6 protein-coding genes are annotated in these 12,781 nt (G+C 42.4%); all 6 read left to right on the top strand.

Going from position 1 to position 12,781, the window contains the following annotated elements; genetic code table 11:
* Window positions 1-37: 37 nt before the first annotated feature.
* The 6 genes from ACTD55_RS07470 to ACTD55_RS07445 all read left to right on the top strand — a co-directional run bounded on the left by ACTD55_RS07470 (window position 38) and on the right by ACTD55_RS07445 (window position 12,660).
* A complete protein-coding gene (locus tag ACTD55_RS07470) occupies window positions 38-259 on the top strand; it encodes a DUF2835 family protein (RefSeq protein ID WP_438863698.1) in 222 nt (73 codons plus the stop codon).
* A 179-nt stretch (window positions 260-438) separates the two neighbouring features.
* Complete coding sequence (locus tag ACTD55_RS07465) at window positions 439-2,505, top strand: DUF1302 domain-containing protein (protein ID WP_438863697.1); 2,067 nt, start codon at window positions 439-441, stop codon at window positions 2,503-2,505.
* Between the two features lie 12 nt (window positions 2,506-2,517).
* Window positions 2,518-3,882: a DUF1329 domain-containing protein gene (locus ACTD55_RS07460; RefSeq protein ID WP_438863696.1), complete on the top strand. Its 1,365-nt coding sequence runs from the start codon at window positions 2,518-2,520 to the stop codon at window positions 3,880-3,882.
* Between the two features lie 232 nt (window positions 3,883-4,114).
* Window positions 4,115-5,116, top strand: a complete 1,002-nt coding sequence (locus ACTD55_RS07455) for a WD40/YVTN/BNR-like repeat-containing protein (RefSeq protein WP_438863695.1) — start codon at window positions 4,115-4,117, stop codon at window positions 5,114-5,116.
* 11 nt (window positions 5,117-5,127) lie between these two features.
* Window positions 5,128-7,455, top strand: a complete 2,328-nt coding sequence (locus tag ACTD55_RS07450; protein WP_438863694.1) for an efflux RND transporter permease subunit — start codon at window positions 5,128-5,130, stop codon at window positions 7,453-7,455.
* A gap of 363 nt (window positions 7,456-7,818) precedes the next feature.
* The gene (locus ACTD55_RS07445; protein ID WP_438863693.1) at window positions 7,819-12,660 is read left to right on the top strand and encodes an NAD-glutamate dehydrogenase; all 4,842 of its coding nucleotides are present in this window, start codon (window positions 7,819-7,821) and stop codon (window positions 12,658-12,660) included.
* Window positions 12,661-12,781 lie beyond the last annotated feature (121 nt).

The following is a 12,781-nucleotide window of genomic DNA, read 5'->3' as shown; positions in this document are numbered from 1 at the left end:
AACAATTTATTGAATAACCTTGGTCGGATTTTTAAGGGTGAAAACTTACTATTTCCAAATTGGGTTGGCGTATAAGTATTGTGTCAACCTCTATACTCCAGGAATAAACACGGTTGTTATCGCGGCGGAAAGCGGTGAAAAAGTAAAACTGCCTTGTGTTAATTTGCGACCTTTTATGCAACAAAAAGGGATCTACGGCAGATTTAGGTTGATTGTCGATGCAAATAATAAAGTTAAATCATTCGAAAAAATTGCCTGATACCTTCAATTAAACACATATAGTTGCCTCGCATACCTTATAAATAGTGAACTTCAACTGGTACGATTTCTTCTTGCTAAAGCAAACAAATGATGTAATCATTTTGTTAACAATTATTAAAACGATCTGCTTAAATCCTACATGATGTATTGATGCAGATACGGGGGAGAACATTAAAAATGAAGAATAAACCTCAATTGTTTAGAAAAACACCTGTTGCGTTAGGTGTGGCCGCATTGCTTACCGGTATGATTATGCCGGCAAGTGCAGTGAGTTGGAATAAGGGTGATTTGTCCATTACCTTTGATTCAAACTTCTCATTAGGAACCAGTTATCGGGTTGAAGATCGCGACTGGAGTCTAATTGGTAACAGCAACCAACCACAATTTAATTGGAGCGGTTATAACGGAACCAGCAATGTTATCTATCCTTCTGCGGATATTTGGTCACAGGCTAACGGTTCATATTCCAATAACGGTGATAATAGTGACTTGCTATATGATCCCGGCAAAGCTTTTTCCACCTTGTTTAAAGGATCGCATGATCTCGATATTCGTTATAAGAACATGGGAATATTTGTTCGTGGGATGTACTTTTACGATTTTGAGATGATGGATGGCGATAGAGACTGGGCTAACCCGGTTTCTGCAGCCAATCTGGGTATTACCAAACCTTTTGATCCATGTTCAGATCCTCGTGCCAAAGAAGAGCTTTGTACTGATGCGCGTTTTCTCGATGCGTTTTTCTATGCCGACTTTGATTTAGGTAATGTGCCAGTTTCATTACGTATTGGTGATCAAGTAGTTAGTTGGGGGGAAAGCACCTTTATCCAGCACGGTATTAATACCATCAACCCGGTTGATGTTACCCGTGCCCAGTCACCGGGCGCGGAGTTGAAAGAGGTTTTCATTCCTGTGGGGATGGTTTACGCCTCTTTTGGTTTAACTGAAAACCTTGGCCTAGCGACTTATTATCAATATGAATGGGAGCGTAGCCGTTTACCCCAATCAGGTAGCTACTTTTCTACTAATGATTTTGCTGGAGAAGGCGGCCAACAAGCTTTAGTACAACTTGGTTTTACCGGTAACCCTGATATTGACCTTAATTTCTTGCTAGCCAATTTAAATGGTTTGGGTGATGCGTTAAAGGCAGGGGCTAATCCGGCTGAAATTTCACAGGCCTATATGGGATTCCCCACTAAAGTGGCGGTTCGTGGCTATAGTGATGCGGCTCATAAAGACGCCGATGACTCGGGTCAATACGGAGTGAAATTATCCTATTATGCGGCGGATTTAAACGACACTGAGTTTGGTTTATATCATATTAATTATCATAGTCAGCGTCCGCTTATTTCCGGAGTGACCTCTGATTTTACCGCGGCAGGTATTGGGGCAGATATTGCTTATTTAGCGTCTAATACTATTACTAAGGATAATCTAACGGATTTAAGAGCCTTTACTAAGGCTGAATTTGGTTATCCGGAAGACATTAAATTATACGGTTTCAGTTTTAATACTACCGTTGGTGAAACTGCTGTAGCCGGTGAAATCGCCTATCGTCAGGATGAACCATTACAAATTGACGATGTAGAGTTACTGTATGTGGGAATGCCAGAACAGCTTGCTAATGCAGGGCTACGTCCGGATTTAGAAGGCATTTCCCAAATGGATAACTATTTGGGGTACACACCGGGTCCTGGTGATACCGCGGCGGGATATATTCTGACGGATACCGTTCAGGCACAGATCACGGCTACACATTTGTTTGGTCCGGCATTAGGTACCGATAACCTAGTGTTATTAGGCGAAGTTGGTTATATCAAGATCAATGATATGCCTGATCCAAATGTGTTGCGGTTAAATGGTCCAGGTACCAATCGCAGTGGCCCGATTTTAGGTAAAGAAGGATTGCAAATCGGTTTGTCTAACGGTCCTGAAACCAATCCTTTCCCAACGGATACCGCTTGGGGATATCGAATTCTGGCTAAAGCTGATTTTAATAACGTTTTTGCGGGAATTAATATGTCAGTAAGAGGGACTTTTTCCCATGATGTAGACGGTACTACACCTGATCCGTTGTTCCTGTTTACCGAAGATAAAAAATCGGCCAGTTTGGCATTGGACTTTGACTATTTGAGTAGATGGTCGGCCAGTATGTCATATAACGCTTATTGGGGTGGTATTGGTACTACCAATGCGTTAGCGGATCGAGATTTTGTTTCATTCAATATTAAATATTCAATCTAGGGGAGCAGTAATATGAATAAATTAGCCCTAGTCACGACAGCAATAACGCTTGCTCTGAGTGCAACTTGTTCTCAGGCTAAAGTCAGCGAAGCTGAAGCGGCCAAATTAGGTACAGAACTAACGCCAATGGGCGCGGTAAAAGCCGGAAATGCAGACGGGAGTATTCCCGCTTGGACGGGAGGCATAACCACGCCACCTGCTGGTTATAAAGTCGGTGATCATCACCCTGATCCGTTCCCGGATGACAAGCCTTTGTTTGAAATCACTGCGGCGAATGTGAAAGATTACAGCGACTTGTTAACAGACGGTCAGAAAAAACTGTTTGAAACTTATCCAGATACTTACAAAATGGAAATTTATCAAACCCGACGTTCAGCTTCTTTTCCCCAATTTACTTATGATGCAGTAAAGCAAAATGCCTTACATGCTGAATTAGTTGAAGGTGGCAATGGAGTTAGAAATGCCTCAATTAGTGTGCCATTCCCGATCCCACAAAATGGTCTGGAAGCAATTTGGAATCACATTTTACGTTATCGTGGCAGCGCCATTCAGCGGTTCGGTGGTCAGGCGGCGGTGACCGCTTCAGGTGACTACAATATCATCGGTTTTGATGACGAGCTGTTGGTAAAATATGCGGACAGAAGTTTAACCCCAGAAGAGCTAATGAAAGAAAATATGGTGATGAAGTTTAAACAAAAAGTCACCTCGCCAGCGCGTTTAGCTGGTACTGCTTTATTAGTTCATGAAACCATGGACCAGGTTAAAGAGCCTCGACAAGCCTGGACCTATAACACCGGTCAGCGTCGTGTTCGTCGTGCTCCTAACGTGGCTTATGATGCTCCTGGAACCGCATCTGATGGACTGCGAACCAGTGATGATTTTGATATGTTTAACGGGGCACCAGATCGTTACAACTGGACCTTAAAAGGCAAACAGGAATTGTTTATTGCCTATAATGACTATCGTTTGCACAGTGATAAAGTGTCCTATGATGAAATCTTGAAACCTGGACATATTAATCCTGATCTGGTCCGTTATGAAAAACATCGGGTTTGGGTCGTTGAAGCGAATCTTAAACCTGAATATCGTCATGTTTATCAAAAACGCGTTTTCTATATTGATGAGGATAGCTGGCAGATTCAGGTCGCTGATGTGTATGATAATCGCGGTGAGTTGTATCGAGTCGAAGTGGCCCATGGTATAAACTATTATGATGTACCAACCCAGTGGTCTACCTTAGAGGTTTATCATGATCTTAACTCCCGTCGTTATTTGGCACTGGGGTTAGACAATGAAGCCAGTATGTATAACTTTACCATCAAGCCCGATGACAGTGAGTTCACTCCTCAGGCGTTACGACGAGATGGTTTGAGATAACCGGCAAACTTCCGAAACGGTTGGCTTAGCCAGCCGTTTTTATTTAAGAGCGTATGAATTTGCTAATCCACAATGGTTGAGCAATAGAATATAGTCACAACCACACTGGTTGACTGTTTGAACAGAGCAATCAGTTCGAGACGTTTTGTCAGATTGAAAACCTTAGTTGAACGGTAACTGTCTGGGCTAGTGACAAGGTTTAATCTTCTAGCAAAGGAGAAATATAATAAATATGAGAACCCATTTTGTTTCATTTTTTGTTGTTTGTATTTGCATCCTTGGTTTACCTGCTTATGGTGAGACGAGTACAGCCTATATCGCCCCCTTAGCCAAAGAGTCGTTGTTGCTTGATATCGAACCTGTCAGTGATGAAAAAATTATTGTCGTTGGTGAACGAGGGCATATTTTAGAATCCACTAATGGACTTGATTGGCAACAACAAACGGTGCCTACCACAGCGACCTTAACGGCTGTATTTTTTTTGACCCCCCAGTTAGGTTGGGCCGTTGGCCATGATGCGACGATTTTGGTTACTCAGGATGGTGGGCAGAGTTGGGCGATCCAACAACAAAATCCAGAGCTTGAGAAGCCGTTAATGGATATTCATTTTTTTGATCAGCAAAACGGAATCGCCATTGGCGCGTACGGTTTATTTTATCGAACCGAAGATGGTGGTCAGAGTTGGAATAGAGAATTGCATGCTGAATTTCTGAATAAAGATGATCAGGAATATTTGGCTGATTTGAAACAGGAAGATGAACAACTTTACAAACAAGAACTTAGCTCAATACTACCTCATCTCAATCGCCTGTCGTCGGTGGTTAATCATCGTATCTATTTAGCGGGAGAAGCGGGTCTATTAGCTTTTTCAGACGATAACGGACGTCATTGGCAACGTATGGATGTGGATTATTACGGTTCTTTTTTTGCCGTACATCACTATGATACCGGTGAAGTGCTTGTAGCAGGGCTACGTGGCAACGTATTCAGTTTTAAAAACAATCAGTGGTCTAGCATAGATTCTCATACCACATCATCATTTAATTCGATTGTTGAATTGACAGATGAACGCACCTTGTTGGTGGGCAACAACGGCCGGACGTTATTGTTGAAAGACGGGCAAGGCGTATTATCCCAGTCACCTGATGGTAAAGCCATTATTGACGCCCTAGTGTTTAAAGGGCAAGTAATAGCAGCGACCGAAGCTGGTATTAAATTGCTAGACGTGAAGTAGGAAATAGCAATATGACGACGACAAAAAGAGCCATTGCGCTATGTGAGCGGGCGATATTCAATCACCGTGGCCTTGTAGTATTACTGTTTTTATTAACAACGATTTTCTTGGCCTATCAGGCAACCCAGTTAAAACTGGATGCCTCTTTTAGTAAAAATATTCCGCTTAATCATGAATATATGCAGAACTATGTCAAACATCAGCAAGATTTTGGTGGTGCCAATAGTATTCTGGTGGCGGTATGTGACCGCGATAGCGAGATATTTAACCAATCGTTTTTTGACACCTTAAAAGATGTCCATGATCAATTGTTCTTTATTCCAGGTATTGATCGCTCTCAAGTCAGTTCCCTGTATTCACCGTCAACTCGCTTTACTGAAGTGGTGGAAGATGGTTTTGCAGGGGGACCGGTGATTCCAGCTGACTTTAATTCGGCTGATCCTAAAGCCTTGAATATTGTCCAAGAAAATATCATCAAAGCCGGTATTGTTGGTCGCATGGTCTCTGATGATTTCCATTGTTCGATGGTCAGCGCACGATTACTGGAAATTAACCCGAACACCGGTGAAAAACTCGATACGATCAAGTTAGCCGATACGCTGGAAAAGCAATTACGCGACAAATATGAAAATGACCAAATCAGCATTCATATTATCGGATTCGCCAAAATGGTGGGGGATGTGGCCAATGGTGCTCAAGGCGTTTTAGTCTTTTTTGCGATAGCCATCGCGATCACCGGCATCATGGTCTATCTGTTTTCCAAATCCTGGCAAAAAACCATCCTGACGCTTATTTGTTCGGTCGTTTCGGTGATTTGGCAAATGGGCTTGCTCACGGTACTTGGATTCGGGCTGGATCCAATGTCCATTTTGGTACCTTTCCTGATCTTTGCGATTGGCGTTAGCCATGGCGTGCAGATGATTAATGCGGTGGGTAAGGAAGTCCGTCGTGGCATGTCGGTTTGTAACGCGGCGCAATTGGCATTTGTCAGTTTGGCGCTACCGGGCGGTATTGCATTATTGTCTGATACTGTGGGCTTTTTGACCTTGTTAGTCATTGATATTGGCATTATTCGTGAGTTGGCTATTACCGCCAGTTTAGGGGTTGCCGTGATTATTATGACTAATTTAATTTTATTACCGGTTCTGATTTCTTTTGTTAAATTGGGAGACAAGTTTAAAGGCCGCTTTTTAGATACCGAAGGTAATGCGGATAAGTATTGGCGCTTTATGTCAAAAGCGGCCACACCCAAGGTGGCGATGACCATCGTTGCTATTAGTGTTATTTTGTTTGCGTTAGGTTTTTATCAATCCGGTAAAATGAAAATAGGTGATCTTGATAATGGCGCTGCCGCGTTACATGAAGAGTCGCGCTACAATCAGGATACCTTCTTAATTACCGACAAATTTGCGATTACGGTGGATTATATGTCGGTGTTGGTGGAAACCACTCCCGAAGGCTGTACTTCAAATTCGGTAATGCAGGCAATCGATGATTTTCAATGGAAAATGGCTAACGTCGAGGGGGTTCAGTCCGCGGTAAGTTTGGCATCGGTGGCTAAAATTGTTAATGCCGGCTATAACGAAGGCAATCCAAAATGGCGGGTGTTACCGCGTAATCAGCAAACCTTAGTTCAGGCTATCGCTAGAATTCCAACCTCATCCGGATTGGTTAATGGGGATTGTTCTGTCATGCCGGTAATTTTGTTTATGCAAAATCATAAAGCTGAGACCATCGAGCATGTTATCGCTAAAGTAAAAGAGTTTCGTCAACAGTACCAAACCGATGATTTGAAATTTTTACTGGCTTCTGGTCCTGTTGGAGTTATGGCTGCAACAAATGAAGCCGTTAAAGCCGCTCAAAATCCAATGATGTGGTATGTGTTTGGTGCGGTAATCATCTTATGTTTACTGAGTTTCCGTTCCGTCCGCGCTACCTTGTCAGTGGTACTGCCATTGTATCTGGTATCGATTCTAGCTCAGGCACTAATGACCTATTTGAACATTGGTTTAACGGTATCTACACTGCCAGTTATAGCCCTCGGTGTTGGGATAGGGGTAGATTATGGGATTTATATACTGTCAACCATGAGTGATAAACTGAAGCAGAACATGCCCGTTCAGCAAGCCTATTTTGAAGCACTACAGGAACGGGGAAGTGCGGTACTCTTTACGGGTATTACACTCGCTATTGGGGTCAGTACCTGGGTATTCTCGGCACTGAAGTTCCAGATGGATATGGGAATATTACTGACCTTTATGTTTGTCGTTAATATGCTTGGCGCCATTATTGTGCTGCCCGCGTTAGCCGCTCTGTTCTGGTACAAGAAAAATAAGTAGACAGGCATAACGTTAAAGGAAAAGGGTAAGGTGACTTACCCTTTTTTATTGGGCGTAAAGCAACAAAAGTCAGTTTTATTTAGCTTGGGAAAAATGTATCGATCTGCGGACTTAATGAGCCTATCAGAGATAAACCTTCAATAACTTCCTCGAAATGGATAAATCAGAATTATTACGACGTTAACTTAATGTTAATTTAATGTTTAATCTGAATCTGTGAGACGGGTTGTCGGAAGGTAAAATTGGCAGATAGTTATGCATTTATTTTCTTCAATGCCATAGTAAAAAACTGTATATATCTCAGCGTCTTGTTACAATGAAAGGGTTACAGCGAACCCTACAACGTCATAACAAGGTAATAAAATGTCAGTTGCCAACAGTCATTCAGTTTTACTTGAAAATGTTTACAATTTTATTCACAAAAAAGTCGACCCATCCCAATCTGCCAATGTAGAGCAATTTGCCCGCACATTATTTAAGAACATATCAAAAGATGATCTTGAAAGTCGTAATGACAGTGATTTATATGGGGCGGTACTAAGTTTATGGAATGTTTTCAGCAAGTTTGATGGAAACAGCGCCAAAATAAACGTATTTAATCCAAAAGTCGTTAAACACGGCTGGAAGTCTACCCATACCGTTATTGAAGTGATCGTTAACGATATGCCCTTTTTGGTCGATTCGATCCGTATGGTGTTAAATAGGATGGGGATCACCACCCATTTACTACTCAATACCCCTATTGGATTAATTCGAAACTCGGACAATTCGATCAAGTCTTTTGTACAACCGGGTAAAAAGATTAAAGGCATGGTTAAGCAAACTGTTTTTATGATCGAGGTGGATCATCAAAGCAATCAAAAGTTAATCGATGCACTAACTGACGAAATTTATTCGGTCGTTGACGAGATATCCTTGGCGGTGTCTGACTGGCAACCGATGCGCCAACGCTTACAACAAATTATTGATGAATATAACAATAAGCCTAATCCTAATTCAGAAGAAAGGTGCAAAGAGACCGTCGATTTTCTTAAATGGGTATTGAACGACAATTTTACCCTAATGGGTCATCGCGGTTATGAGTCCAAAGCCATCAAAGGCGATTATCGCTGGGTACCGGATAGAGAGTCCAGTTTGGGACTGATGAAAAAGTCTATCAGTGAACGGGATCGATTATTGTCCAATATTCCGTTATCGGCACGGGAAGAAACCCTAAGTAAAAATCCACTCATTCTGACAAAAACCAATTCTAAATCCAGAATTCATCGTAATGCCTATATGGATTACATCGGTATTAAGCGCTTTGATGAAAATGGCAAGGTGGTTGGTGAAGATCGGTTCATCGGCTTATATTCTGCTGCGTTTTATAATAGTAGTGCGACACAACTGCCAGTGTTACAGAATAAAATAGCACGAATTTGTGCCGAATCGGGATTTGGTAAAGGTACCCACGCGTCTAAAGCATTCTTGAATACCCTTGAGACATATCCGCGTGATGAATTATTGCAGGTTGATGAAGCTGAGCTGGCTAGCATCTTCAAGGGAATATTCCAGATGCAGGAACGGGGGATTACCCGTTTGTTTGTGCGTAAGGATAATTTCGGCCGTTTTTATTCCTGTATGGCTTATGTACCGAGAGAGCGCTACAACACGGCACTGCGTATTAGCACACAGGCTTTATTGCAAAAAGCATTTGGCAGTAACGAAGATGTTGAGTTTACTACCTTCTTTTCAGAATCTGTTTACGCCAGAACGCATTACATCGTGCGGGTGAAAAATAACAATGTGGAAATCAATGTGAAGGAAATCGAGAAAAACCTGATTGAGCTAGGTAAAAGCTGGGATGACCGACTGGCTATGGCACTGTTATCCGCCCATGGTGAATCGAAAGGTAAAGTCTTGGAACGCCAGTATACCAATGCCTTTACTCGCAGTTACAAAGACCACAATCTGCCCAGCACGGCGGTTGTCGATATTGATAAAATTGAAGGGTTAAACGAACAAAAAACCTTGGATATGCTGTTTTACCGACCGGTAGAAGAAAACAGTGATAGTCAGGTGGTGAAACTTAAATTGTTTCACTTAAACCAGCCCATTCATTTGTCCGACGTATTACCGATGTTGGAAAATTTTGGTTTGCGGGTGATTGATGAAAGCCCTTATCAGATAAAAAATGAAGATGGCAGTGTTAGCTGGATCATGGATTTTTCCATGTTACACAGCAACAATGGGAAATTAACGTTAGAGAAAGCACAAGAGTTATTCCAACAAGCTTTTTCTGACGTATGGTATCGTCAGCTCGAAGATGACTCTTTTAACCGTTTGGTATTAGGTGCGGGGATGCCTGGTCGCGCCGTCACAATACTGCGCGCCTATTCAAAATACATGCGCCAGACCGGTAGTTCATTTAGTAAAGATTATATCGCTCGTACTCTGGATAAATATCCCAAGATTGCGGCGTTGTTAGTGCAATTGTTTGAACAGCGTTTAAGCCCGGCATTAAAGCGTTCTGAAAAGAAAGAGACTGACTTGGTTGATACCATTGTCGCCGAACTCGATCTGGTTAGTAATTTGGATGATGATCGTATTGTCAGACGTTATCTGGATATGATCATGGCAACCTTGCGTACCAATTTTTATCAAGTGGATGCACAGGGCAAAGAAAAAGCTTACGTTTCTTTTAAAGTTTTGCCGGAACTGATCCCTGAAATGCCATTGCCCCGGCCTAAATTCGAGATTTTTGTTTATTCTCCAAGAGTGGAAGGTGTCCATCTACGTGGTGGTAAAGTGGCTCGTGGTGGCTTGCGTTGGTCTGATCGTCAGGAAGATTTCCGCACTGAAATATTAGGATTGGTCAAAGCACAGCAAGTTAAAAATGCGGTCATTGTTCCGGTTGGAGCCAAAGGTGGCTTTATTTGTAAAGATTTACCCACTGAAGGTGGACGTGAAGCCTTTATAAAAGAAGGTCAAGAATGTTACCGAATCTTTATCCGCAGTTTATTGGATATCACCGACAATATTGTCGATGGTGCTATTGTGCCGCCTAAAGATGTGGTGAGACTGGATGAAGATGACCCTTATTTAGTGGTTGCCGCAGATAAAGGAACAGCGACCTTTTCTGATATTGCCAATGCGATTTCAGAAGAATACGGTTTCTGGATGGGGGATGCTTTTGCCTCGGGTGGCAGTGTAGGTTATGACCATAAAAAGATGGGCATTACGGCGCGCGGTGGCTGGGAATCGGTCAAACGCCATTTCCGTGAAATGGGCGTTGATTGTCAAACTACCGATTTTACCTGTGTGGGTATTGGTGACATGGCCGGTGATGTCTTTGGTAACGGTATGCTGCTGTCCAAACATACCCGCTTGATAGTGGCCTTTAACCATTTGCATATTTTCTTTGATCCCAACCCGGATGCCGCTAAAAGCTATAAAGAACGTCAGCGCTTATTTGACAATCCGTCTTTGTCTTGGGATGACTATGATAAAGAGCTGATTTCTAAAGGCGGTGGCCTGTTTATGCGCGCGGCCAAGTCTATCAAGCTAACTCCGGAAATGAAAAAGTGGTTAGGCACCAGCAAAGCGTCGATGACACCAAATGAGTTAATTAATAACTGTCTGAAAATGCCTGTGGATCTTATCTGGAATGGCGGGATTGGTACTTACGTTAAAAGCAAAAAAGAAAGTCACGCGGATGTGGGTGACCGGGCTAATGACGATTTACGAGTTAATGGACATGAAATCCAGGCCAAGATTATTGGTGAAGGTGGTAACTTAGGTTGTACACAATTAGGTCGGGTGGAGTTTGCCGCTAATGGTGGGCGCATTAATACCGACTTTATTGATAATGCCGGTGGAGTCGATTGCTCGGATAATGAAGTTAATATCAAAATATTGCTCAACGCTTTGGTTGCCAGTGGTGATATGACCATTAAGCAACGCAAGGACTTGCTGTATTCAATGACGGACGACGTGGCAACACTGGTATTGGAAGATTGCTATCGCCAATCCCAGTCCATGTCGATTACTCAAATGGGCGGTGTATCGGTTTTACGTGAGCAGTTACGCTTTATTCACGGTTTGGAAAGAGAAGGGCGTTTGAATCGGGAACTGGAATTTATTCCAGCCGATGATGAAATATCTGAACGGTTGGCCTCATCACAAGGGCTAACCAGACCGGAACTGTCGGTGCTATTTGCTTACGGTAAAATGGCCCTCAAAGAGTCATTAAATATTCCGGAAATTACCGCTAATCCATATCACAGTCGCTTGTTAACTACGGCTTTTCCGAAAGTACTCCAGCAAAAATTTGCGGCAAGAATGGAAGAGCATGCGTTACGCGGCGAAATTATCGCTACTAAATTAGCTAATAATATCGTTAATGATATGGGCATGAACTTCATGTTCCGCATCCAGGAAGAGACCGGTGCGTCCCACGCAGAAATCGCTCAGGCCTATTCAGTGGTTAAGGGCGTATTTGATGTGCAGTTACTGTGGGATGATATTGAAGATCTGGATAATAAAGTGTCGGCAGACGTCCAACTGAAAATGTTGAATGAAATCCGTCGCACTTTACGTCGTGCATCACGATGGTATTTACGCCATGGTAATAAGTCGAATTCAATTAGCAACGAGATTGAGTTTTATCGTCCATTTGCCGTCGATTTATTGAAAAATATGCAAAAATATCTGATTTCCGATGAATATGTCGAGTTGGAAAAGAAAATCCAAAACTTAACTAAACAAGGGGTGCCAGAAAAAATAGCGTATCGGATTGGTAGTATGAGCACCATGTTCTCCTGTTTTGATTTGGCCCAGATTGCCCAAAATGAAGAACGGGATAAAGCTACGGTGGCGAGTATTTACTTTAAACTGGGTTATAAACTCGAAATTCATTGGTTCCTTGACCAGATTAATCGTCAAACGGTATCTAACCATTGGCAAGCCTTGGCTAGGGCGTCTTATCGAGAAGAACTTGATTGGCAACAACGGTCACTCGCAGCAGTATTGTTAAAGTTTGATCGTAAAGGCAAAGATGCGGATAAAATGTTGGATGTCTGGATGCATGAACATGAAAACTTGCTAGAACGCTGGACTCACATGATGTACGAATTCAAAACTAGTACGACTCATGAGTTTGCCAAGTTCTCGGTAGCACTCAGAGAGCTTATGTTGTTGAGTCTCAATTGTGGTGTACGCCAATAAACTGGTAAGATAAGCAAAGCCTAGAGGTCGTTTATCTTTCATATTCGCCACTTAAAAGAAACGAAAGTTTCGTAATAGTGGCGTAAACAGCCTCTTAGCCCTGATATTTATCAGGGCTTTT

This window comes from Neptunicella sp., from assembly GCF_048268085.1.
In the GTDB taxonomy this organism is placed as follows: Bacteria; Pseudomonadota; Gammaproteobacteria; order Enterobacterales; family Alteromonadaceae; genus Neptunicella.
The sequence above is the reverse complement of the archived record's forward strand: the minus strand, read 5'-3'. Positions and strand labels throughout refer to the sequence as shown.

Excerpts from the sequence above, each read along its gene's own strand:
- ACTD55_RS07465 (WP_438863697.1), top strand. The coding sequence starts at position 439 with ATGAAGAATAAACCTCAATTGTTTAGAAAAACACCTGTTGCGTTAGGT.
- ACTD55_RS07460 (WP_438863696.1), top strand. The coding sequence starts at position 2,518 with ATGAATAAATTAGCCCTAGTCACGACAGCAATAACGCTTGCTCTGAGT.
- ACTD55_RS07455 (WP_438863695.1), top strand. The coding sequence starts at position 4,115 with ATGAGAACCCATTTTGTTTCATTTTTTGTTGTTTGTATTTGCATCCTT.
- ACTD55_RS07450 (WP_438863694.1), top strand. The coding sequence starts at position 5,128 with ATGACGACGACAAAAAGAGCCATTGCGCTATGTGAGCGGGCGATATTC.
- ACTD55_RS07445 (WP_438863693.1), top strand. The coding sequence starts at position 7,819 with ATGTCAGTTGCCAACAGTCATTCAGTTTTACTTGAAAATGTTTACAAT.